At 38.1% G+C, this 24,922-nt stretch carries 19 protein-coding genes, 6 tRNA genes, 1 rRNA gene and 1 other annotated feature; of the genes, 23 read left to right on the top strand and 3 right to left on the bottom strand.

Annotated features, from left to right (window positions below; translation table 11 throughout):
• Nucleotides 1–95: ribosomal RNA gene (rrf, locus tag ACQKN4_RS08185) — 5S ribosomal RNA — on the top strand; the annotation flags it as partial.
• A gap of 124 nt (nucleotides 96–219) precedes the next feature.
• On the opposite strand, the gene mbcS is transcribed toward rrf, so the two are convergent.
• The gene (gene mbcS, locus ACQKN4_RS08190) at nucleotides 220–1,797 is read right to left on the bottom strand and encodes an acyl-CoA synthetase MbcS (protein WP_427483265.1); all 1,578 of its coding nucleotides are present in this window, start codon (nucleotides 1,795–1,797) and stop codon (nucleotides 220–222) included.
• A 269-nt stretch (nucleotides 1,798–2,066) separates the two neighbouring features.
• Between mbcS and ACQKN4_RS08195 the strand changes: the two genes are divergently transcribed.
• The 22 genes from ACQKN4_RS08195 to ACQKN4_RS08300 all read left to right on the top strand — a co-directional run bounded on the left by ACQKN4_RS08195 (nucleotide 2,067) and on the right by ACQKN4_RS08300 (nucleotide 22,764).
• Nucleotides 2,067–2,143, top strand: a tRNA-Asn gene (locus tag ACQKN4_RS08195).
• Between the two features lie 123 nt (nucleotides 2,144–2,266).
• A tRNA-Glu gene (locus tag ACQKN4_RS08200) sits at nucleotides 2,267–2,341 on the top strand.
• Nucleotides 2,342–2,414: 73 nt separating this feature from the next.
• Nucleotides 2,415–2,490, top strand: a tRNA-Val gene (locus ACQKN4_RS08205).
• A gap of 14 nt (nucleotides 2,491–2,504) precedes the next feature.
• Nucleotides 2,505–2,588: transfer RNA gene (locus tag ACQKN4_RS08210), tRNA-Tyr, on the top strand.
• A gap of 17 nt (nucleotides 2,589–2,605) precedes the next feature.
• Nucleotides 2,606–2,680 (top strand) — tRNA-Gln (locus ACQKN4_RS08215).
• Nucleotides 2,681–2,693: 13 nt separating this feature from the next.
• Nucleotides 2,694–2,766, top strand: a tRNA-Lys gene (locus ACQKN4_RS08220).
• Nucleotides 2,767–2,985: 219 nt separating this feature from the next.
• Complete coding sequence (rocF, locus tag ACQKN4_RS08225) at nucleotides 2,986–3,891, top strand: arginase (RefSeq protein WP_427483267.1); 906 nt, start codon at nucleotides 2,986–2,988, stop codon at nucleotides 3,889–3,891.
• Between the two features lie 133 nt (nucleotides 3,892–4,024).
• Nucleotides 4,025–4,588, top strand: a complete 564-nt coding sequence (sigW, locus tag ACQKN4_RS08230) for an RNA polymerase sigma factor SigW (protein ID WP_079562103.1) — start codon at nucleotides 4,025–4,027, stop codon at nucleotides 4,586–4,588.
• Nucleotides 4,589–4,601: 13 nt separating this feature from the next.
• The gene (locus ACQKN4_RS08235; protein ID WP_079562104.1) at nucleotides 4,602–5,228 is read left to right on the top strand and encodes an anti-sigma factor family protein; all 627 of its coding nucleotides are present in this window, start codon (nucleotides 4,602–4,604) and stop codon (nucleotides 5,226–5,228) included.
• Between the two features lie 149 nt (nucleotides 5,229–5,377).
• On the top strand, nucleotides 5,378–6,214 hold the full coding sequence (cdaA, locus tag ACQKN4_RS08240; protein ID WP_170938987.1) for a diadenylate cyclase CdaA: 837 nt from the start codon (nucleotides 5,378–5,380) through the stop codon (nucleotides 6,212–6,214).
• Nucleotides 6,207–7,319, top strand: coding sequence for a CdaR family protein (locus ACQKN4_RS08245; RefSeq protein ID WP_079562105.1), 1,113 nt, complete (start codon nucleotides 6,207–6,209; stop codon nucleotides 7,317–7,319). The genes cdaA and ACQKN4_RS08245 overlap by 8 nt, the downstream gene beginning before the upstream one ends.
• A 299-nt stretch (nucleotides 7,320–7,618) precedes the next feature.
• A complete protein-coding gene (glmM, locus tag ACQKN4_RS08250) occupies nucleotides 7,619–8,971 on the top strand; it encodes a phosphoglucosamine mutase (protein WP_079562106.1) in 1,353 nt (450 codons plus the stop codon).
• A 326-nt stretch (nucleotides 8,972–9,297) separates the two neighbouring features.
• Nucleotides 9,298–9,819 carry a type 1 glutamine amidotransferase domain-containing protein gene (locus tag ACQKN4_RS08255; RefSeq protein WP_079562107.1) on the top strand — a complete coding sequence of 174 codons (522 nt, stop codon included), beginning with the start codon at nucleotides 9,298–9,300 and terminating at the stop codon, nucleotides 9,817–9,819.
• 1,172 nt (nucleotides 9,820–10,991) lie between these two features.
• Nucleotides 10,992–12,794, top strand: coding sequence for a glutamine--fructose-6-phosphate transaminase (isomerizing) (gene glmS / locus ACQKN4_RS08260; protein WP_079562108.1), 1,803 nt, complete (start codon nucleotides 10,992–10,994; stop codon nucleotides 12,792–12,794).
• A gap of 449 nt (nucleotides 12,795–13,243) precedes the next feature.
• Nucleotides 13,244–14,185 (top strand): rhodanese-related sulfurtransferase, encoded by a 942-nt coding sequence (locus ACQKN4_RS08265; RefSeq protein WP_427483271.1) that lies wholly within the window; start codon nucleotides 13,244–13,246, stop codon nucleotides 14,183–14,185.
• 271 nt (nucleotides 14,186–14,456) lie between these two features.
• Entirely contained in the window at nucleotides 14,457–14,705 is a 249-nt protein-coding gene (locus tag ACQKN4_RS08270; protein ID WP_427483272.1) for a LapA family protein, read from the top strand.
• Between the two features lie 248 nt (nucleotides 14,706–14,953).
• Nucleotides 14,954–16,315: a TraB/GumN family protein gene (locus ACQKN4_RS08275; protein ID WP_427483274.1), complete on the top strand. Its 1,362-nt coding sequence runs from the start codon at nucleotides 14,954–14,956 to the stop codon at nucleotides 16,313–16,315.
• A gap of 241 nt (nucleotides 16,316–16,556) precedes the next feature.
• Nucleotides 16,557–16,793 (top strand): small acid-soluble spore protein Tlp, encoded by a 237-nt coding sequence (gene tlp, locus ACQKN4_RS08280; RefSeq protein WP_079562112.1) that lies wholly within the window; start codon nucleotides 16,557–16,559, stop codon nucleotides 16,791–16,793.
• A 576-nt stretch (nucleotides 16,794–17,369) separates the two neighbouring features.
• Nucleotides 17,370–17,903 carry an RNA polymerase sigma factor gene (locus ACQKN4_RS08285; protein WP_427483276.1) on the top strand — a complete coding sequence of 178 codons (534 nt, stop codon included), beginning with the start codon at nucleotides 17,370–17,372 and terminating at the stop codon, nucleotides 17,901–17,903.
• Entirely contained in the window at nucleotides 17,890–19,503 is a 1,614-nt protein-coding gene (locus tag ACQKN4_RS08290; RefSeq protein WP_427483278.1) for a DUF4179 domain-containing protein, read from the top strand. The genes ACQKN4_RS08285 and ACQKN4_RS08290 overlap by 14 nt, the downstream gene beginning before the upstream one ends.
• A gap of 639 nt (nucleotides 19,504–20,142) precedes the next feature.
• Complete coding sequence (locus ACQKN4_RS08295; protein WP_079562222.1) at nucleotides 20,143–21,582, top strand: MDR family MFS transporter; 1,440 nt, start codon at nucleotides 20,143–20,145, stop codon at nucleotides 21,580–21,582.
• A gap of 381 nt (nucleotides 21,583–21,963) precedes the next feature.
• Nucleotides 21,964–22,205, top strand: a binding site (T-box leader).
• A 244-nt stretch (nucleotides 22,206–22,449) separates the two neighbouring features.
• Nucleotides 22,450–22,764 (top strand): hypothetical protein, encoded by a 315-nt coding sequence (locus ACQKN4_RS08300; protein ID WP_079562115.1) that lies wholly within the window; start codon nucleotides 22,450–22,452, stop codon nucleotides 22,762–22,764.
• A 250-nt stretch (nucleotides 22,765–23,014) separates the two neighbouring features.
• On the opposite strand, the gene ACQKN4_RS08305 is transcribed toward ACQKN4_RS08300, so the two are convergent.
• Nucleotides 23,015–23,956: an ABC transporter substrate-binding protein gene (locus tag ACQKN4_RS08305; RefSeq protein WP_427483281.1), complete on the bottom strand. Its 942-nt coding sequence runs from the start codon at nucleotides 23,954–23,956 to the stop codon at nucleotides 23,015–23,017.
• A gap of 136 nt (nucleotides 23,957–24,092) precedes the next feature.
• Nucleotides 24,093–24,908 carry an ABC transporter ATP-binding protein gene (locus ACQKN4_RS08310; protein ID WP_427483283.1) on the bottom strand — a complete coding sequence of 272 codons (816 nt, stop codon included), beginning with the start codon at nucleotides 24,906–24,908 and terminating at the stop codon, nucleotides 24,093–24,095.
• Between the last annotated feature and the right edge of the window lie 14 nt (nucleotides 24,909–24,922).

The raw sequence follows: 24,922 nt of genomic DNA on the forward strand, positions 1-24,922 counted from the left end.
GTCACACCCGTTCCCATACCGAACACGGAAGTTAAGCTCTTTAGCGCCGATGGTAGTTGGGGGCTTCCCCCTGTGAGAGTAGGACGTCGCTAGGCGCAAAAAGTCGCTGCTGATAATCTCAGTAGTGGCTTTTTTTATACCCTGAAGAATATTAAATAAAAGCAATATATAAAGGAGACATTTCACCAATCACTTGGTTAAAATGTCTCCTTTTTTATTTTATACAGTTGCTGCTCGTAGCTCTATACGACGAATTTTCCCAGAAGTTGTTTTTGGTAGCTCATCGATAAAGACAATGCTTCGAGGATATTTATAAGGTGCTGTTAAAGCTTTAACATGCTCCTGTAGTTCTTTTGTTAATTCGACCTCATCATGATCTTTGAAGCTTTCTCGCAAGATGACAAAGGCTTTAACAATATGTCCTCTAATTTCATCTGGTGCTGCGACTACAGCACATTCTTGTACAGCTTCATGTTTATTTAAAGCATCCTCTACCTCAAATGGCCCAATTGTATAGCCTGATGAAATAATGATGTCATCTCCTCGGCCTTCAAACCAGAAGTAGCCGTCTTCATCGCATTTAGCTTGGTCACCAGTAATATACCAATCTCCACGGAAGGCAGCTTGTGTACGTTCAGGCTCACGATAGTACTCTTTAAATAGAGCAGGAGATGATTTATGTACCGCAATATCTCCAACTTCGCCAATTGGTACCTCGTTACCCTCATGATCAATGATACGAACAATATTGCCTGGAGTAGGAACACCCATTGAACCAGGACGTAATTCAGAATTTTCGAGTGTGCCGATTAATAAAGTATTTTCCGTTTGGCCATAGCCATCGCGCACTTTAAGATCAAAGTTGTTCATAAATGTTTCGATGACTGGTCGATTTAACGGTTCACCAGCAGAAACAGCGCTACGTAGTGAAGATAGATTGTAGTCTTTTAAATTATCAAGCTTCGCCATAATGCGATATTCTGTTGGAGTACAGCATAATACATTGACTTTTTCATCCTGAAGCAGTTGAAGGTATGTTTTTGCATCAAATCCTCCATGGTATACAAATGCAGTTGCGCCCAGCATAATAGTCGATAAAAATGGACTCCAAATCCATTTTTGCCACCCTGGTGCTGCTGTAGCCCAAACTAGATCACCTTCACGTACACCAAGCCACCCCGAAGCCGCTGTTCTAATATGGGCATATCCCCAACCGTGCGAATGAACAGCTCCTTTTGGTTTACCAGTCGTGCCTGATGTATAAGAAAGAAATGCCATATCATCTCTTTTCGTCGCAGCTGCTTTAAATGTATCTGGCTGTGTACTAGCCAATTCATTTAAAGACGTCCAATTACCTGTAGCAGAACCTATAACTAATTTATTATTTAAAGCCTCTACTGAAGAAGTAATACGATCTACTTCACTAGTAAACACTTCATAGGCAATTACTGCCTTTGCAGAAGAGTGCTCCATACGATACTCTAAATCACTTGCACGTAACATTTCTGAGCATGAAATAGGAACAATTCCAGCCTTTAGACATCCAAGAAAGACAAAATAAGCTTCAGGCAGACGTGGAATAATGACTAATACGCGATCGCCTTTTTGAAGCCCCTTCTTCGTTAAGACATTCGCGTATTGATTCATTTTTTGAACAAGTTCGACATAGGAAACCGTTCGTCGCTCCTGTTGAGTATTTAGCCATCGTATTGCTTGACGATCACTATCTTGAGAAAATTTCTCCAATTCCTCTGTAATATTATAGAATTCTGGTGCAATTAAATCGTTTGTTACCATGTGAACATTCCTCCCCCAAACAAATTTAATAGAAAATTCTTAAAACTATCTTTATTTTATCAATTACAATAATATACAGCAAGAATATTCTATACATAAAATAGAAATATTAGATTTAATAGAGAACTATTAGGTTTTTAGTTAAGGTACAGGAATACTTCGACAAAAAATATAAAAATTTTCACAATATGTATTGCATAATTTATAATGCCTGATATAATAATAAATGTACTTGAGAGGTTTTTAAAAACCGAATTGAATAGTATTGTTCCGAAGTAGCTCAGTTGGTAGTAGCACCTGACTGTTAATCAGGTTGTCGCAGGTTCGAGTCCTGCCTTCGGAGCCATTTTTTTGCCCATTTATAATGATGATGTTATACATAAAAAAAGTAAAAAAAGTTTTTAAAAGTATTGCATCGAACGTAAAAAAATGTTATCATAATTCTTGTCTTGTTTGAGACATCTGAAATGGCCCCTTGGTCAAGTGGTTAAGACACCGCCCTTTCACGGCGGTAACACGGGTTCGAATCCCGTAGGGGTCACCATTTTTAAAGCTTTGTAGTAATGCGAAGGCTTAAAAAGAAAATTAACTGTGAAGAAATAAACACCTGATTCTATGGAGGATTAGCTCAGCTGGGAGAGCATCTGCCTTACAAGCAGAGGGTCGGCGGTTCGAGCCCGTCATCCTCCACCATAATGTGTTATTTCGGAGGGGTAGCGAAGTGGCTAAACGCGGCGGACTGTAAATCCGCTCCTTAGGGTTCGGCGGTTCGAATCCGTCCCCCTCCACCAGTTTTTTTATATATGATTGGGGTATAGCCAAGCGGTAAGGCAACGGATTTTGATTCCGTCATGCCTAGGTTCGAATCCTAGTACCCCAGCCATTTATATTCTTTTGAGCCATTAGCTCAGTTGGTAGAGCATCTGACTTTTAATCAGAGGGTCGAAGGTTCGAGTCCTTCATGGCTCACTTTTATAGAATAAAACATATTCAAAAGTGTAACATTGACTACAGATACTAATCTCTTGCTGAAAACAGCAGGAGATTTTTTTATGCTCTTTTTAACTCCTTACCGATTCCAGGCGCCGAAGTATAATTAGTTGTATAAATATTCATACAATTGTTAGGTTGAGCCATGTAGGATATAGGCTATACAATAGACTTACAAGTTAAAGGGGGTATAAAAAAATGAATAAACTAAATATTTCTATTATTGGAGTGCCGACAGATTATGGACAAACTCGTAGAGGAGTAGATATGGGGCCGAGTGCCATCCGTTACGCAGGTGTTGTAGAGCGCTTAGAAGCGGTTGGGCATGAAGTACATGATCAAGGGGATATACGTGTTAGTCAAAAACAAGAAGGTACAATTGTTGATAAACAGCTATTAAATTTAGAGGAAGTTATCGATGTGAGTACATCTTTGGCAAATAGTGTGAGTAGGGCATTGGAACAAAAGGAGTTTCCACTTGTACTTGGTGGTGATCATAGCATTGCTATAGGTACACTCGCTGGGCTTGGTGAGCATTATAAAAATTTAGGTGTTATTTGGTTTGATGCGCATGCTGACCTTAACACGCCTGAAACGACACCTTCTGGTAATATACATGGCATGCCGTTAGCTGTTAGCATAGGGCTTGGTCATGAACGCTTAGTGAAAATTCGTAATAATATACCAAAAATTAAACCTGAAAATGTCATTATTATTGGAGCACGTTCCGTAGATCCAGGAGAACGTGAATTAATTAGTCAGCAAGGAATCAAGGTGTATACAATGCATGAGGTAGACCGTCTTGGAATGACGCGTGTAATGGAAGATGCGCTTGCCTATTTAAGAGCGCGTGATATAGATGGCTTGCATTTATCACTTGATTTAGATGGGTTAGATCCACTTTATACTCCTGGGGTTGGGACGCCTGTACCTGGTGGGATTACGTATCGAGAAAGCCATTTGGCGATGGAAATGCTTCAGGAATCAGGTATGTTAACATCTGCTGAATTTGTTGAGGTTAATCCGATACTAGATGAAAAGAACAGAACAGCTGATGTTGCAGTAGCATTGATGGGTTCCTTATTTGGTGAAACCTTAGTTTAAAGATATTTGACAAAAAATTGCCTATTGCCACAATGTATAAAAATCTTTTGCTATAATTAATAATAAAATGAAACTTTTCTTATCGATGGGTCGTATAGTATAAGACAGTTGTAAAGGTGGAGAAATCAACACAATGGATGCGTTAGTAAACAAGAGAATAAAACAAGTGCTTAAAGGTGATCAAAACGCATTTGCAGATATTGTGAGTCTCTATCAGCACAAACTGTATCAAGTATGCTATAGGATGTTAGGGAACAAGCAAGAATCTGAGGATATTACACAAGAAGCGTTTGTTCGTGCTTATATGAATTTGCATACTTTTGATCAGAAAAGAAAATTTTCAACGTGGCTTTATCGCATAGCGACAAACCTTTGTATAGACCGAATCCGGAAGAAAAAACCGGATTACTATTTAGATGCGGAAGTAGCTGGTACAGAAGGGCTTGATATGTATTCGCAGATCGCAGCAGGTGACCAGCTACCAGAGGAACAGATCGAGCAAATGGAACTGCAAGATCGTATTCAATATGAGATTGGACGTTTGCCGGATAAATACCGTTCAGTTATAGTATTGAAATATATTGAAGAATTATCATTACAGGAAATTAGCGAGATTTTAGATATGCCTCTTGGAACGGTGAAAACGAGGATTCACCGCGGACGTGAAGCATTACGTAAGCAATTAAACAATCTGTAGGAGGGGGAGCGTCATGAATACTTGTCCAGAGCATATTATAGACTATATCCATGATTATTTAGATGGTGACATTAGTCGTGAGCATGAGCAAGAGTTGAAACGCCATTTGCATACATGCAATGATTGTAAACTATTGATGCAGGAATTAAGTGAAACAATCGCCTTTGTGAAGAGTGCTTCCCATATTACAGCACCTCCGCATTTTGAAGAAGCCGTTATGGCTCGTTTACCGAAACCCAAAAGTCGTGTAGGCATGCAAAAATGGATTCGCCGGCATCCATTCTTTGTGGCAGCAGCAGTTTTTTGTTTATTCATGAGTGCAACTTTACTAGGTAGTTTCATGGATGACCAACATTTCTCTGTGACTAAACAGCCAAACCTTGTTGTTGATGGTCAAACGGTTATTGTACCGGAGGGAGAAGTTGTAAGAGGCGACATTGTTGTTAAAAATGGTGATTTAATTGTTGAAGGTGAAGTGGATGGCAATGTTACCGTTATTAACGGACAGTATATGGCATCTTCGGCAGTTGTTTCAGGAAAAATAGAAGAAATCGACGAAGTATTTGAATGGCTTTGGTATACGATTAAAAATTCAGTAAAGTCTGCTGTAACATTCGAGGGGAACCAAGCAACTAAATAACACTCTATACGTCCTAATAGATAGTGCACGTGAGAGGCTGAAAGGTCTACTCTTTTGAGTAGACTTTTTATTTGAAAAAAGTTACATTTGTTAAGAGTGTGCTATACTTAAATGTGTATGGATTCGCAATGAAAAGTGGGGGATGCCACGTGCAAATTATCGAACATTTCGCTAATTTAACACCTGTGAATATTGTTATTAACTTATTAGATGTACTGCTCGTATGGTACGTTATTTATAAAATTTTAACCCTCATTAAAGGTACGAAGGCTGTCCAATTATTAAAAGGGATATTCGTAATTATTATTGCGCGCCTTGCTACAGACTTTTTTGGGTTAGAAACGTTAGGATGGATGTTACAACAAGTTATCGAGTTCGGTTTCTTGGCGATTATTATCATTTTCCAACCTGAAATAAGACGTGGTCTTGAACAAATTGGTAGAGGGAAGCTATTTCAACGTTCAATTAGTCAAGTTGAAGAAGAACAAACTAGGCTTATTGAGGCGATGAAGAAATCTGTTAGTTATATGGCCAAACGTCGTATAGGGGCGTTAATTTCTATTGAAAAAGAAACTGGTCTAAATGAATATATAGAAACGGGCATAGGACTAAATTCCGAAATTTCATCGGAGTTACTTATTAACATTTTTATACCTAATACACCGCTTCATGATGGAGCAGTGATTATGCAGAAAGATAAAATATCGGCAGCAGCTTGTTATTTACCGCTTTCTGAGAGTCCATTTATCTCTAAAGAGCTTGGGACACGCCACCGAGCTGCACTTGGCTTAAGTGAAGTGACAGATGCCATTACTATTGTCGTATCAGAAGAAACCGGTGCCATTAGTCTTACAATGAATGGTAATCTACATCGAAATCTTTCTCTAGAGGAATTCGAAGGACTGTTACGTAAAATGTGGTTCGGATTAGCACAGGAGTCAAATGCAGCCTCTAAGTTAACTTGGAGGGGGAAAAAGAATGGATAAAATGATGGATAGCCCTTGGGTATTACGAATCGTCGCACTATTTTTAGCCTTTTTGTTATTTTTCTCCGTTCGTGCCGAATTATCTCCTAAAAATAAAACAATTTCGAGTAGTGAGCAAACAGAGGTAATTCGAGATGTACCTGTAGATGTTTTTTATGATGATAAGAACCTCATTGTAACAGGTATACCTAAGACGGTGGATGTTACGATAAAAGGCCCAATGCCACTTGTAATGAAAACAAAGACAACGAAGGATTTTTCTGTTTTTGTGGATTTAAGTAAATTACTTATAGGTGAACATAATGTTAACCTACAATACGAAAACATTTCTGATAAGTTGCAAGTTACATTTGACCCTGAGACTGTAAAGGTAAACATTGAGGAAAAAGTAACACAGGAGTTTCGTGTTGACCCTGAGATGAGTAATCGTTTACTTGAAGAAGGGTATATTTTAAATGGCATGACTGCTAATCCAGCTACGGTGTATGTAACAGGTGCCAAAAGTGCAATTGAAAGCATTAGCTATGTAAAAGCTACTGTAACGGGTGAACAAGGCTTGAAAGAATCGTTCTCACAGGTAGCGGCAGTTCAAGTGCTAGATCGTGATTTAAATAAGCTAGACGTTACGATTGAACCAGAAACTGTGAAGGTACAAGTAGATATTGGGGCATACAGCAGGGAGTTGCCTGTAGTGCTTAAGGAAATAGGGAAAGTGGCAAACGGTATTTCCGTTAACCAATTAACATTTAACCCTACAATGGTGAGGGTATACGGTAGAAAATCTATCCTAGATAGTTTAACTGTCATACCAATAGAGGTGGACTTATCAAAAATTACAGAATCAAAAACTTATGAATTTGATGTGAAATTACCAGAAGGTGTGACAAAAATATCTGAATCAAGGATTAAAGTGAAAGCGGACGTTACGAAGGTAGAGCAGGAGAAAACAACAACTACGACAACAACAACTACTAACCCTCCTGCTCCTACACCTACTCCACCGCCTACACCTACACCTACTCCTCCACCTAATAAGGAGGAACCGGACACTCCTTCTGAGGACAAAACGCCACCAACAGAAAAAACAGAAGATGTTGATTCTTAAACAATAACTGACTATAATTTTATTTTGATTCAGTAGAGATTTCGTTCTCTATCGGTAGGGTGTCATTTTCGGTTTTGAAACATTAACGAAAAAAGTTACTCGGGCTAAAATCAAAATACTTTATGCTCAATTTATCTTCGCTGATTTACAAGTCCGAATAAATGGGCATAGGGGTAAAATGAATAGTTACCAGAAAATGAACGAAAATAGACTTTTCCAAAAGTAAGCAGACGAGTGATCTAGTTGTCAGTGTAGACAAGCGTGACCACCGTCTTGCATTGAAGGAGAGAATAATCAAAATGGGTAAATATTTTGGAACAGATGGCGTCCGTGGCGTCGCGAATAGTGAATTAACACCGGAGTTTGCATTTAAGCTTGGCCGCGTAGGTGGCTACGTTTTAACGAAGGATGCAACGGACCGTCCAAAGGTTTTAATCGGTCGTGACACGCGTATTTCAGGTGAAATGCTTGAAGGTGCACTTGTAGCTGGTCTTTTATCAATCGGCGTGGAGGTAATGCGTCTTGGTGTTATTTCAACACCAGGTGTGGCTTACCTTACTCGAATTATGAGCGCAAATGCAGGCGTTATGATTTCAGCTTCACATAACCCAGTTGCTGATAATGGTATTAAATTTTTCGGTCCTGATGGTTTTAAACTAACAGATGCGCAAGAGGCCGAAATCGAAGCAATATTAGATGCACAAGAAGATACATTGCCACGTCCGATCGGGGCAGATTTAGGTTCAGTAAGTGACTACTTCGAGGGTGGACAAAAATATATTCAATATTTAAAGCAAACAGTGACTGAAGAATTTGAGGGCATCCATGTAGCATTAGATTGTGCACATGGCGCTACGTCTTCACTAGCTACACACCTATTTGCAGATTTAGAAGCGGATATCTCAACAATGGGTGCCTCACCAACAGGCTTAAATATTAATGAAGGTGTCGGTTCAACACATCCAGAAGGATTAGCTAAATTTGTCACAGAAAAAAATGCTGACGTTGGTTTAGCATTCGATGGCGATGGTGACCGTTTAATCGCAGTAGATGAAAACGGTAAAATTGTTGATGGTGATCAAATTATGTTCATCATTGGTAAGCATTTAAATACAGTTGGTCGCTTGAAAAAGCAAACAATCGTGTCAACGGTTATGAGTAACATGGGCTTCTACAAAGCTGTTGAAGATAACGATATGCACAGTGTACAAACAGCTGTAGGTGATCGTTATGTCGTAGAAGAAATGCGCGCTAATGATTATAATTTAGGTGGCGAGCAATCTGGTCATATTGTTTTCCTAGACTATAATACAACTGGTGATGGCTTATTAACGGGTATTCAGCTTGTTAACATTATGAAATCTACAGGTAAAAAACTATCAGAGCTTGCTTCTGAAATGAAAATTTTTCCACAGCGTTTAGTCAACGTACGTGTAACAGACAAGCATGCTGTGACGGAAAATGCAAAAGTTGCTGCAGTAATCGCTGAGGTAGAAGCAGATATGGCTGGTAACGGTCGCGTGCTAGTGCGTCCTTCTGGTACTGAGCCACTTGTACGAGTAATGGTAGAAGCTGCGACAGAAGAAGATTGCGAGCGTTACGTAGAGCGTATAGCAGATGTTGTACGTACTGAAATGGGCTTAACGGAATAAATAGTTTATCTTCATTCAGTAGGTGGTAAATACCCACTGAATGAAGATAAAGCCTCCGGCGGATGTCACGGATTTTGAATTGTGCATGCACAATTCAAAATCCAGACGAAATTACACCAAGGCGAAATTTATCAACAACTCGATTTCCTTTCAAAGGAGGTCGGGTTTTTTTATTAGGCTCAGAGAAGTGATGGATAGAAAGGTAAGAGGTGTGGATAGAACTATTTTGTGCTTCAGGTATTGAAAGCCTTCCGACGAAATGAATGTTTTCAAAAAGAATGGGAACAGTAGTACAGAGTCACAATTACAGGGAGTGTTGTATTGCAATGGCTAAAATTGCTACGGTAATTACTAATATGTTCGAGGACGCCGAATTTACGAGTCCTAAAGGAGCGTTAGAAGCGGCAGGTCATGAACTAATAACGATCGATACGACAGCGGGCATTGAGGTAGAAGGTAAGCACGGAGAGAAAGTAAAAATTGATAGGGGCATCGATGAGGTAACGGCTTCTGAATTTGATGCATTGTTCATTCCAGGTGGATTTTCTCCTGATATATTACGTGTAGATGATCGTGTTGTGGCATTTGTAAAGGAGTTTATGGACGATATGAAACCAACCTTTGCTATTTGTCATGGACCTCAATTACTCATTACAGCAAAAACATTAAGTGGTCGTGACGCAACTGGCTACAAATCCATTCGAGTAGACTTAGAAAATGCAGGTGCAATTTTCCATGACGAGGAAGTGTTTGTTTGCCAAAAACAATTAGTCACAAGCCGCACACCGGAGGATCTACCAGCATTTAATCGAGAAATTGTGAAATTATTAGAGAGTGAAGAAGGCTAAGCTTAAAAGGCACAAGTGAATCTGCTTGTGCCTTTTATGTTTTAATTTCTTTCAGCAAATGTCTTTTGTACCGAAAGCGTAGCGACAGGTACAGAATTCTCCCACCTCTATAGTGGTGGAATTAATGCGAATTAAAGTTACTCTTCAGCGGGCGTCCAAACACCTGCTAAAATAGAGGAACTCAGTCTAAGAACGCCACGTCCTGTGGCAATTTATCTGTGCGAAAGCGAAGCGATAGCAACACACGACTGAGCGACCAACATCATGTTGCTGCCGCTACGTTGCACTACGCTTTCGCACAGAAAACATTTGTTGGCCCAAAGCCTCCGGCGGATGTCACGAAATCGGAAAGGAGTTCTTTTTGTTTAGGCTAGCAACCGGGCATGGAAAAAACATCATATATTTAATAGGAATTTCAAAATAATGCTTTATAGCAGATTGTTTGTCTACACTTTGTCACTAAAAAGTAGGATAAATAGGTGTTTTTTATAACGAAAATTTGACGTATAGCATATGATTGAGTATGATGGAGAAGTTGAATATGAGGTCCGACCTTATCATTTAACGAGAGCGCATAAGGAGGGAAGAACGCGCAAAATCGGAAAACAATTATAGCGCCTGAGCTGAAGAAATTGGACGAAGCTAACTTCAGCAGACGAGGTGGAGGTTTATCGAAAATTCGGCGGATGCCTCCCGATCGACATACCCGATTGTCACTTTTCATTTTGAAAGCATTTGAGTGATTGAATGTACAGAAAATGGAGAAGGTATAGTTAAAGCAATAGATAAATAGAAAATCTCACGTATCGAATAATTACTATTCAGATGGCTGAATGAGTGTAAGTTTATGTATGTATGAGTATGCATATTTTATTTACCTTCTTTCAACAGGTGTCCAAACACCAGCTAAAAGAAGGTAAAGCCTCCGGCGGATGTCACGGAGATCGGAAAGGAGTTCAATATAGGATGTTAGCCTAAAATCATCGCATCCATGCGATAACGGCTAACTGACCTGCATCGTGCAGGCCTAAGCACAAAGCCGATTCCGGACGCAATTATGCCGAGGCATAATTGATAAATAAGCATAGCTTTTACATTCATAAAAAAATTCGATAGGTTGGGGTCTAATTTGTCATTGCGTCAAATTGACGATATCGGAGGACAAGAAATTTATGTGTGGAATTGTAGGATATATTGGTGAAACAGATGCAAAGGAAATCTTATTAAAAGGTTTAGAGAAACTAGAGTACCGTGGTTATGACTCAGCAGGTATTGCAGTACGTAATGAAGATGGGGTAACAGTCTTCAAAGAAAAGGGACGTATTGCTGATTTACGTGATGCAGTAGACGAGGACGTTGCTGCAAAAGTTGGTATTGGTCATACACGTTGGGCAACTCACGGTGTGCCAAACCGTCTGAATGCACATCCTCATCAGAGTGCATCAGGACGTTTTACTTTAGTACACAACGGAGTTATTGAAAACTATCATTTATTACAAAAAACATATTTAAAAGGTATCCCGATGAAATCTGATACAGACACAGAAGTCATCGTGCAATTAGTAGAGCTATTTGTAAAAGAAGGTTTAAGTACAACTGAGGCGTTCCGTAAAACTTTATCTTTATTACACGGCTCATACGCATTAGCTCTTTTAGATGCAGAAGCGGCTGATACAATTTTCGTTGCGAAAAACAAATCACCACTTTTAGTAGGTGTTGGTGAAGGCTTCAATGTAGTAGCTTCAGATGCAATGGCGATGCTACAGGTAACAGATCAATATGTGGAGCTACACGATAAAGAAGTCGTAATCGTACACAAAGCTAGCGTTGAAATTACAAAATTAGACGGTTCATTAGTAGAGCGTGCACCATACACAGCAGAGCTTGATATGAGCGATATTGAAAAAGGTACGTACCCTCACTATATGTTAAAAGAAATGGATGAGCAGCCAACAGTTATTCGTAAAATCATTCAAGCATACGAAGGCGAGAATGGCGATTTAACAATTGACGCAAATATTTTAGAAGCATTACGATCAGCAGACCGTCTATATATTATTGCAGCTGGCACAAGCTATCATGCAGGTCTAATTGGTAAGCAATATTTCGAGAAAATGGCTGGCATTCCAGTGGAAGTTCATATTTCAAGTGAATTTGGCTACAATATGCCATTACTTTCAGAAAAACCATTGTTTATCTTTATTACACAATCAGGTGAAACAGCAGATAGCCGTCAAGTACTTGTGAAAATTAAAGAGCTTGGTTATCCAACATTAACAATTACAAATGTACCTGGCTCTACACTATCACGTGAGGCGGATCATACGCTTTTATTACATGCAGGCCCAGAAATTGCAGTAGCTTCTACAAAAGCATATGTAGCGCAAGTAGCTGTACTTGCTGTAACAGCATATGTAACGGCGAAAGCTAATGGCAAAGGCTTAGAATTCGATTTAAAACAAGAACTTGCGATTGCAGCAAATGGTATCCAAACAATTATCGATTCAAAAGATGTATTAGAGGATATCGCAGAGGACTACTTAAAAATCGCACGCAACGCATTCTTCATCGGTCGTAACATCGACTTCTATGTGAGCCTTGAGGGTGCCTTGAAGCTAAAAGAAATCTCTTACATTCAAGCAGAAGGCTTCGCAGGTGGCGAGCTAAAACACGGAACAATTGCCTTAATCGAAGAAGGTACACCAGTATTTGCCCTTGTCACACAAGAAGCAGTATCATTAAATATTCGTGGTAATGTTAAAGAGGTAGCTGCACGTGGAGCATACCCATGCATTATTGCCATGGCTGGCGTAGACGAAGACGGTGACCGTTTAGTAATCCCTCAAGTTCACGAATACCTAACACCACTTGTATCTGTAGTGCCATTACAGTTAATTAGCTATTACGCAGCACTACACCGCCGCTGTGATGTAGATAAACCACGTAACTTGGCTAAATCAGTGACGGTTGAGTAATTTTATGTAGCTACAGGCTTGTTAGTTATAAATAATACTGTCACATTTTATAATTATATTTGTCATATTAATATAGGATGATGTGACACTAAAATAAACCTTGGTACAGAGTAGTTGTTGCTGTATCAAGGTTTATATTTTTTTCACATTATTTTTCAGAGTAAACTACATTACAAATAAGGTTAAAAACTTCTGATGTTGAATTTGAAACGAGATGGTTAATTTATTTACTTACGGTCCTTTACTTTATTGATCTCATTAACTGGATCGGCTATTTCTTATTAGTTCAAATCCGTTGGCCACTTCACAAGTTCTTTAAAAACATTATTGTATACCCATTTCAGCCTAATTACCGATAGCATATTAAATGATTATCCTTTATGTTTAATAGGTCGTAAAAGACACTATCAGGTATATCCTGCAAATATATGAAATGATAGGTGGATACAATGAATTATCAAGTTTTATTATATTACCATTATACGAAAATCGAAGATCCAGCTGCGTTTTCAGCAACGCACTTAGCAATGTGTAAAGAAATCGGTTTAAAAGGTCGTATTTTAGTAGCTAATGAGGGCATTAACGGTACTGTTTCAGGTACGATTGAGCAAGCAGAGCAATACATGGCAAACATGCAAGCAGACCCATTATTTGAAGGCATTGTCTTCAAAATTGATGCGGCAGATGGGCATACATTCAAAAAAATGCATGTACGCCCACGTCCTGAGTTAGTAAACCTAGGCTTAGAAGAAGACGTAAACCCACATGAATTAACAGGTCGATACCTGTCACCAGAACAATTCCTTGCTGAAATGCAAGATGAAAATACAGTAGTATTAGATGTGCGTAACACGTATGAATACGATGTCGGCCATTTTCGTGGTGCGATTCGACCAGATGTACAAAACTTCCGCGATACACCGGAATGGGTACGTGCAAACCGCGAGCTATTCGACGGGAAAAATGTTTTAACATACTGCACGGGCGGGATTCGTTGTGAGAAGTTTTCGGGCTGGATGAAACGTGAAGGCTTTGGCGATGTTGGTCAATTACACGGCGGTGTTGCAACATACGGAAAAGACACTGTTGCGAAAGGCCAATTATGGGACGGTCAAATGTACGTATTTGATGAGCGCTTAACGGTGCCGATCAATCAAGTAGAGCATGTTATTATTGGTCGTGATCACTATGACGGCGTACCTTGTGAACGTTACATTAACTGTGCAAACCCTGAATGTAACAAGCAAATCATTGCATCAGAAGAAAATGAAGCAAAGCATTTAGGGGGCTGTACAATCGAATGTACAAAGCATGCGCGCAACCGCTACATCGTGCGTCACAATTTAACAGAAGAGCAAGTAGCACAAACAATTGAGGCGTTACAAGCATAAGCATGAAAAGCTGTCTAAACATAAAAAAACGTCATTTTTTAAACACTACTATGAAAAAAGAAATAAGAAAAGTTTTCTATTGAAACAATCTGCCAAAAATGGACGTGATTGTTGAACGTCACAAATAAAAAGGGATCAAACTTTTTTATAAAAGTTATGTAACTAATAATATTAGGGTAATACTCTTGCTGCGAAATAGTGACTGTCCCAATCTATTCCAGATTTTATAATAGTAATTATAGAATGTAGATAACAATGAAAGAGGTGGCATATGAAAAAGCAGTGGAACTTAATATTAGCAATAATTGTAGTCTTAATTATCGCGGTATTTTCAGTTATCAATGTTGACAAGGTAACGGTTAATTATTTATTTGGTAAAGCTGAGTGGCCATTAATCCTCGTTATTATTGGGTCAGTCCTATTGGGAGCTCTATTAGTTGGATTAATTAGTATGATGAAAATTTATCAACTTCAAAGAGCTTTGAAAAAGGCAGATGATGAAATAGATCGACATTCTTAAATGTTGATCTATTTCACTAAGATCCCTATTGTAAAGCAACACTTAGAATTAAACGATTATATTATTTTACATCAAAAATTAAACAACTTTATTTTAATCCCGTCCTAAAAATCAGGACGGTTTTTTTGTATTTGAGGTTAGAAAATAGATTAATATGAAATTATAATTATTCTCATATTTAACATAAAATAGTTTACAATTATATGGTACTATATTCATAGAATAAGTATCAAGGGAGAGAAGACAATATGATGAAAAAAATACTGAAACGTACGAGTGCTGCGTTGCTTGGCGCTTCATTGATGCTGACATCGGTTGTGCCAGTGATTCATGCGAAGGAGCAATCACCGCCCCTATCACCATCGATAAGTAATCAGGTTATTGAAACCTTAGTTGAAGGTGAAAAATACGGAATTTACCCAACTACATGGTATGATAAAGACTTTCATAAAGAAATTTCTGTGGACAAGGTAAATGAACTGCTGGCATTAACGGAAAAGAAAGTTGCCTCACTGGGCTTAGCGGAAAATAAAAAGTATAAGCCATTGAACGTGAAGAACGATAATACACGCGGTGATATTGTGAATCGCTTGTATAATATCGTCGCACGCTATGATTTACCTGTCGGCACGGATGCCGTTAAATTTATGAAAGATCATAACATATTACAAGGTTATTCAAACGAACTGCACTTAGAGCAAAAGGCAACGACGCAACAGGCTGTTTTACTAGCTTCTCGATTGATTAAGATTACCTATGAACTTGCAGAGCAAGGAGCGAAGGGGGTAGCCTGGGTAGTAGAGGATGAGGATACGACTGTGTATTTATTAGGCTCCATTCACCTAGGTACACCTGACTTATACCCATTTGATCAAAAACTAGTGAACGCGTTCGATAAAGCGGATGCGCTATTAGTAGAGGCAAATATTCTGGATACGAAAGGGCTTGATTATTATGCGAAAAAGGCAATGTATTCAGATGGCACAACACTGAAAGATGCTGTTGCGCCAGAAACATATGCGAAGCTTGAAAAAGTTGCAAAGCTATATAATCTCCCTATGGAACAACTGAATTTGCAAAAACCTTGGACGCTGTCAAGCACTTTAGCAATGCTGTCAACAGATAATTCCTTTGGTATGACGCCACAAGAAATGGCGAAGCACGGTATTGATATGTACTTTTTATTAAATGCAGATCTGCAGAAAAAGCCAGTGATTGAATTAGAAGGTATGAAAGCACAAGTTGATATGTTTGACGCGTTATCACCAGAAGCACAGGAGCAGTCTTTAGTCGCTGTGTTGGATAACATAATCAATCCATCTGAAGAAAATCAATCTAACATTCTTCAAGAGTGGTTTACAAGCTGGAAGCAAGGGAACGTTGAAGAGTTTGCAAAAAGCTTCCAATCGATGGAAGGCGGACCGTCAGAGTACAATGAAATGCTATTTGGTTTACGAGATGAACAAATGGCAAAGAAAATCACGAATGTACTTAAAGAGAAAAAAGGTACGTACTTTGTTGTTGTTGGTTCAGGTCACTTCTTAGGTGAGAAAAGCATTCGCTATCATTTGGAGAAAGACGGGTACAAAGTGAAGCCATTTTATCAATAAAGAAAAACCAAAGAGCACGGGGATTAAGGGTAAGTTGTACCTTAATTTAGTTAAAAAGCCTTTAAGGGATCTATTTCCTTAAGGGCTTTTTGTCACCTCACGCGGCAAGAAAGCTGTAAGCCTTTCTTCAGTGCTTGTCGTGCCAAAATCGCAAAAGCACTTTTCTTAGTAAAAATTAGTGTACATATAAACATAAAAAACATACAAACTAATTGTAACGTCGAAATTTTAGGAGGTTACCATGGCTAATTCAAGACACTCAAAACCAGACGATAGATCCAATAACGTTGAACGAATTCGTGATATCGTTAAGAATACTGAAGAAAAACTCCATGAAGCGGAGATTAGTTTGGAATTTGCAGACCCTATGCAAAGTGAAATGATTAAAGAAAAAAATAAGCGACGTCAAAAGTCAATTGAAGGATTAAAAGAAGAAATGCAAGATGAAATGGCAGCACGTAAAAAAGGAGAAGTGTAGAATTGGAGACTTAGGATGAGGAACTACCTTTTCTCCAACTTAAAAGTATTTCCCAAAAAAAAGCAGATGGCTTAGAAGTTCTATAATGAGCTTCTATATCGCCGTCTGCTTTTATTATGAGATTGTAAATGACTTATTATATCTCTTTTTAGAACGTGGATTTCAACACAAATTGGAAGACTTCCTATTTGGACTTACGAGTTAAAAGTGCTTATACAAGGAATGGGCTAAAATATACTGAGGAAATTCCGGAAGAAGATTACCACATTAGATTTTTAATAGCTAAAAATAGTTAGTGGATTAGTATGGCAGAAAAAATACATATATGAAGGCGATAATCTGATTTATCATATTTAAAATAGCTCAAATTTGAACCCCGCGCTTTGACATTATTTCAAAATGCGGGGTTTCTTTAGGATAAAAGCTTTCATTTCTGTTGTAGCTATCTTAGTAATGAATAATAAAGTGTGAAAAAGTAATTAAGTATAATTAAAGAATAATTTTACTAAAAAAGATGAACCTTTTCCAATAGTCATTTGTTTATAAAGTATAACGCAAAGAAAGGAGTGCCTTGGATTGACAGAGCGTGAATTATTCGATTCTTATAACAAGGATGTATACCGCACATGTTATTACATGCTGCGAAACGCACAAGATGCGGAAGATCTATGCCATGACGTATTTATCACCGTTTTTCGTCAGGATTGGCAAAACGTTGAGCATACGCGTGCCTGGATCATGCGCATCGCAATGAACCATTGCTTAAACTTGCTAAAACGGAATCAGACTCAGAGGGATAAACAGGGTCAGGTGCAATGGCTTCATGAGCAGGAAACATTTTCAATTAAATCCGTAGACACCATTGTAGTAGAAAAAACAGCTCAGGAAGAATGGGAGGAACTACTGAAGCAACTACCAGACAAATTGGTGGCAGTTGTTACCCTCCGCTATATCGGTGAGCTATCCATGGCAGAGATCGCTGAAACTCTGCAGATTCCTGTGGGTACAGTGAAGTCGAGACTCCATAAGGCATTGAAAATCATGCGCAAAAAGCTTGAACACAAAAACAACTTATGGTTGAAGGGAGAGAACCAATTTGGAACGCATTGAAAACAAGGTTAAAAACCAAATGAAGGCATCAAATAACATCGATTATCCTAACTTTGATCAGATGTGGAACAGTATCCAGCAGGACGAGCTAAAGGTTGCTGGGGGTGAACCAGTTGTGCTCCGTCCTCGAAAACGAAAGCGCTTTGCATTGGTCGCAGGGCTATCTGTAGCTTTGATGGCTACACCAGTTTATGCAGCTCTGAATTATGACTGGTCCAGCATGCTTTCATATAGGGAAGGTATTCAGTCCGCATTAGAGCAGGGCTTAGGTCAAACGATTGAGCAATCCGTTACAAAGGAGGGTGTTACGTTAACCGTACATACGGCGTTTATAGATGAGAACAGAACCGTATTGCTGTATAGTTTGAAACCTGAAACATCCCAAGATGTAACGGATATAGATTTTAAACTTATCGGGCTAAAAGATTCGAAGGGCAACTTTGTTGAAGGGAATTATAGGGGTAAGTGGAATGAGGAGCTAGGTGAATTCCAGGGATATTTTGAGACGGACTGGGTTGGTGAAGGGCAGACGACCGATGTTGAGTTTATAATGGAGAATATCCAGTTCATCGGCAATAAGAAGCAGTCCATCAGCTATAATCCTAATGACGCTACTACGCAAGTGTTCCCAATTCAAAAGGATGGAGTGGGTAGCGTGACCTTACAGTCTTTTGAACAGGCTGAAGGTAATGTTCTCCTAAAATCAGACGTTACGTTTACGGATACTGAAATGCCGTACAAACGTGTAGAATTCGAGGCAATTAATGATGTGGATGAATCTGTTAAACAAGTGACAGGTACTTCTTCTTCATACCGTGACGGAGGAGCAAACATAAGTCAAATATTCAAGTCTAACAACTTACGTGAAGAAGGGACTAAATTCCAGCTTTCTTATGAGCACATACTAGAAACAAAAGAAAGTACTTGGAACATAAATATGAATCTTTCCAAAAAACAGTTGGAAAATGCGTCTTTCAAGCAAGTGCTAGATATCCCTATGGGTAATGTCCCTAACACGAAAATCCATGAAATGAAGGTTACACCAACCCAAGTTCGTTTGAACATTACTCAAGAAGACTACTACACTCTTCCTTTTAGAGAGTATCAACTAGATGTAGGTGGAACTCTGTTAAAAGGCTATTCTATGGGTAACGGACAAGATCTACGCTTTGAAGTGGTAGGGCTAGATGCAGCTTCTCTGGCTAATAAGCCTATAACCCTCGTCGCGAAGCACCGTATCGATAGTTTTTACGGAGACGAGAACGACAAACCAATCCGTTTGACTGACATATCAGAAAAACATCAAACTACAACGTCTAGCATTGCGGGGTATCCAATCTCATGGACTTATTATTTGAAGGACAATAACCTCTATGTGGAAACCTTGAGCTCAGACCCGATGTTTGAGGGAGTCGATAGAACTTATTATCTGGACGGTAAAGAACAGATCTTAGGGGAACCGGAATCTTATGATGAAAGTAATAAATCTATGGACGTTTATGAAAATTTCGACAAGAAAGAGCTAGATATTTACATTTATAGTTATGGAATCAATAAGCCAAACGAAGAGCTTCGTATTCCACTTAAGTCTGGAAAATGACCTGCATTATGAATGTCAGAAAGCCCAGTGGGGGGTTAACAGAACTTGAAGAGATATATTTTTAATTGAAAATCTAACCTACTATAGATAGTCCTATTCATATAACTAAATGAAGTAACGAAAAAACCCAGCTTCTCTATATTAATTTAATTTGCAGAGAAGTTGGGCCTTTTAATTAAAGTAACAAGCTCTTTTAAATGAGATTAACTATAACGCTCCTTTATTCTACTTTCTCAATTAACAACTTTATTATCTCTGCACATCAATCACCTCTTTAGCTATTCTTTGAGGTGGTTTTTTTATGGATATTTGTGTTAAAATTAATGATTGTCTTGTGAATTATAGAATGAGCAATTATTAAGAAGGTTAATGAATAACTTTTCTTGTTCCATTAACGAGCGATTATTCTATTAGAGCAATCGCTTTTTGTGCTAACCTAGGCAAATCAGTTGAAGTACATAATGTTAATGAGGCAGAAATTAATGGTGACTGACGATAATTGTTTTATTGATATCCGTTTCAATGGTGGAGATATTCAAATTGACGTTTTAGAAGATACATAGTTATTAATTGATATATAATAAAAAAACTTAGCTATATATTGGGTTATTTAACTAGATGGAAGTGAAAGGGAAAAATATGAGAAAAAAAGTTATTTTATCATTAATGTTAATGACATTTCTATCTGCTGTAGAAGGAACAATTATTAGTACAGCAATCCCCCGTATAACGAATGATTTGTCAGGTGTCGAACTTGTTAGTTGGGTTTATGCAATTTATATGCTTGCCACAGCTGTTTCGACTCCAATCTACGGGAAACTGGCTGATTTATTCGGTCGTAAAAAAGTTTTACTGATCGGAGCTACAATATTTTTAGTTGGCTCTGCACTTTGCGGTATCGTTACATCGATGGAACAGCTCATCGTCTTTCGTGCCCTTCAAGGTCTAGGTGCTGGCGCTATTATGCCAATAACAATGACAATCATTGGTGACTTATATAGCGAAGTGAAGGATCGTGCAAAAGCACAGGGATGGATTAGTGCTGTTTGGGGTATCTCTGGTGTGATCGGACCATTAGTTGGCGGATTTTTAGTGGATTCTCTTTCTTGGCGCTATATCTTCTTCTTAAACGTTCCATTTGGAATTATCGCTTGCATAATGATTGTCATTTATTATAAAGAATCTATTAAGCCTGCTAAGCATCATATCGACTATCTTGGTGCAACAGTCTTCTCTTTAAGTACAATCGCTTTACTATACGCATTATTAACAGGTAGCAGTCAGCAAAACTGGGGTGATATGACAATTGTTGGTCTCTTAATCTTTGCAGCTGTTTCATTTATTATTTTCTTATTCATTGAGAAAAAATCTCCGGAACCATTAATTCCGCTAGCACTTTTCTCTAACCGTACATTATCTATTATTAATATACTAACACTTATGTCGGGTGCAATGATTATTAGTATTACAATGTATCTTCCGATTTGGAGCCAAGGTGTATTAGGAAAAAACGCGACAGACGCTGGACTCATATTAATGCCACTACCTGTAATGTGGACATTCGGCACTATTTTTTCAGGTAAATTAGTTGGTAGTCTAAATACGAGACAAATTATTTTACTTGGAGCTAGCGTTCTTTCGGTTGCTGCCTTTTCATTATTTACATTGTCGACAGATTCACCAGCATTCCTAATTTATGTTGCAGTTGGACTATTCGGCTTAGGGATGGGGCTTATTACACCTATCTATATGGTAACAATTCAAGCAGCTGTTCCAAATCATACGCGCGGGACGGCAATTGGCTTAAACACATTTATCAATACGTTTAGCCAAACATTAGGAGCTGCAGTTTTCGGGGCGATGTTCAACACGATGATTCATGCACGCGGTATTAAAAACCTTGATCTTGTAACTTCTGGTGGTCATGAAGGAACTACAGCAAACGTAGTAACCGAATCGCAAGAAGCATTAGCCTCAAGTGTACATTTTATTTATATGGGTACTTTTATATTAGCACTAGGAACTTTAGTAATTGTTTGGTTCTTATTAAAGCCAAACACACAAACTAGGGAGCAATAAAAAAGAGGACAAGCTTGTCCTCTTTTTTATATGTATATTCTAGTAACTTCATATTGTTTTCGATTTTAGCAAATGAAGCTGGTTTTTGACACAATTACTATGTCAGGCTATGATTCTAAGGAATTAAAAGATATCTTAAATATTTCTGAAAGGTATTTAGACGTTATGCTTATAGCCATTGGTAAAGGTACTAAAGCCGGCCATAAGACCGTAAGGCATAATGTTAGTAAGGTAATGTATAGAAACAACATAATTTAGTGTTCCTATGGTCTTTGTGAAAACAGTACCAACTTAATTTATTGACAATTCAAAAAAAGGCGCTATAATAATTAACAAGATTTGCATAACGAAAAATTGTTGTTAACAATTTGGAGTATAAGAGTAAAAGTGTTGAAGAGAACTAGTAGTTTTAATGGAACTTACAGAAAGTAGCCGGTCGATGAGAGGCGCAAGGAAAGTTAAAATGAATTCATCTTGGAGCTGCGTACCGAACTTTAGTAGGCTACGACGGGTTTGCATCCGTAATCAATGCAAAGGTATCGCATATAGCCGTACCTATTGAGAAGAGTTATGTGAGTAGCTCTTAAATTAAGGTGGTAACACGTTCATAACACGTCCTTTAGGTTTATTCCTAAAGGGCGTTTTTTTTATCTTCATTCAGCAGAAGTGGATGATAAGATGAATGCGATGTGATTCCTTTTCAGTAGGTGTCCAAACAACTTTATAGAGGAACCCAGTCTACGTTATGTCTTGTGATAATTTATCTGTAGCGAAAGCAAGGCGTCCGCTACAATTATGCCAAGGCGAAATTGATTTTTACTCTTATAGAACTTGCAATATTAATTCATATTGAAGGAGTTGTATTGTATGTTTTTAAAACTTGAAGAACAATTAGGGGAGATTGAAAATGGTATAGGTAGGACCGTTAATGAGGGAGAGGTTTTGCCTGATATCATCCCCACTATGTTAATTGAAATAGGAAAAGAATCTGTATTAGATATTATTCCATCATTAATTACCGAAGGATATATTAAAAGTAAAAGAGAATTTATGCGTTTAATTAAACAAAAGGGTGTTTCTTTAAATGGGGAAAAACTTGAAGAAGAGGATACGGATATAATATTAATGAATGATGAGATTTTGCAAATTGGGAAGGAAAGATTTATACGGTTTATAAAATAGGGGATTAAGTTGAACTATTTGCAATCGATAACTAAACAACTATATCATGCTTCTTAAGCGAGGTTTTTATTAAAAAAAGAGGTTGGGACAGAAGGTTTTAAGTAACTTGAAAAGCCGAACTATTATAACAGTGCTGACACAGCATTCTACAATAGTTCGGCTTTTTGTATTTCAATAAATAAAAAGTAAATTTATCATTCGGCTTTGGATACAGATAAATTAGTTATGTCCCAGCCTCTTCTCATTATTATTATTTCCCTAAAACAAATTCAGCAATTTCATCTAAAATCATTTCTTTACCAAGAGGGAAGTATCCTTTATTGACTGCATCATTTTTAATAATAAATACGTGGTTGTTCTTAACTGCGTTCATGTTTTTCCAAATTGTTTCTTCTTGGAATTCTTTCAAACGTTCAGAACCGTCACCTGTTGTAAATACGAATAGGTAATCTGGATTGTAGTCAATTAAAGCTTCTTTTTGTACTTGTACTAATGCTTTATCCAATGGTGTACCTGGAACTGCTGGTAATTTTAAATCTTTAAAGAGTACGCTACCGTAACCATAGTCACCGTATACACGGAATGCATTTGGATATGCAGCCATTTTCATGAACTTTGCATCACCAGTTTTAGCAACGATTTTATCGTGTAACTTGCTCGCTTTTTCGTCATACTGTTTGAACCATTCTTCTGTCTCTTTTTCTTTATCGAAGATTTTGCCTAATTCCTCGAACTTTGGACGCCATTGATCTAATGGAGTTTTTAACATAACAGTCGGTGCAATCTTAGATAGTTGATCATAGATTTTTTCTTGACGATCATTGATAAGAATTAAATCCGGTTTTGCAGCAGCTACTGCTTCGATATTAATTTTGTCACCCCATGCTGAGCCGACTGGTTTTACATCTTTTAATTTATCTGCAATATGTGGATCAATCTCTTCTTGAGACGTATTTGCAGTAATGATTGGTTTCATGCCAAAGATTAATAATTCTTCTGTTGAACCACTAAGGTCAGCAATTTTCTTTGGATTAGCAGGGATTTTAATTTCCCCTTTAGCGTGTTCTACCGTACGCTCTTCTGCTTTTGTGTCGGTCTTTTCTTCTTCTTTCTTATCTGAAGAACAAGCTGCAAATAGTATAGATGTAATAACTAATACCATTGCTAGTAACGATAGTTTAAATTTCTTCATATTTTTGTTCCTCCCGGATAATTTGTCTACGACCCATTTCATTCTAATGGGTGTTCAGCCTCTCAGGCTAAGTGAGGAGCTCAGCACCCATTAGAATGCTTCATCTCTATCTATTTAAAAGAGAGAGAGGGATTTCCTAGTATGCTTTTTCCTGTTCTAGATTATTAACCAACGTTAAATCGTAAGTTAAACAAATAGGTTTACTGTTTACAGGACACGAAACGATTAGTGCTTCAATTTCAAACACATTTCGAAGTGTGTCACTTGTCATTACTTCGTCTGGAGTTCCTTGATGCATCAGTTTACCAGCTTTTAAAGCAACCATATGATCAGAAAAGCGAGAAGCATGGTTTAAATCATGAATGACCATAACGATTGTACGGCCTTCTTCCTGATTTAATTTTTTCAATAACTTTAATATTTCTAACTGGTGAGCCATATCTAAGTAAGTTGTCGGCTCATCTAATACAAGTAAATCCGTTCCTTGAGCAAGCGCCATCGCAATCCAAACTCGTTGGCGTTGGCCACCTGATAAAGCTTCTGCTGAACGATTTGCAAATTCTGTCATCCCTGTCACTTCAAGTGCCCAATGAATATAGCGATAATCTTCTTCCTTCAGCGTTCCAAATCCATTTTGGTGTGGAAAACGACCATATGAAACAAGCTCAAACACAGTAAGACCTGTCGGCACTTCTGCAGTCTGCGGTAAAATTGCCATTTTCTTTGCAATTTCTTTCGTTGACTGTTTCTCAATTGCTTTTCCATCCAGATAAACAGATCCGCGTTTTGCCTTTAAGATGCGAGAAGCTGCTTTTAACAATGTAGATTTCCCACATCCATTTGGCCCAATAATCGTTGTGATCTTTCCTTCCGGGATTTCCACTGATAGTCCATCTATAATTAATCCTTCATTATAGCCAACGGATATCGAATCAACTGCTAAAGTTACCATTAAAAAAGACTCCT

Origin of the sequence: Lysinibacillus sp. NPDC093692 (genome assembly GCF_050280125.1) — a bacterium.
GTDB lineage: Bacteria > Bacillota > Bacilli > Bacillales_A > Planococcaceae > Lysinibacillus.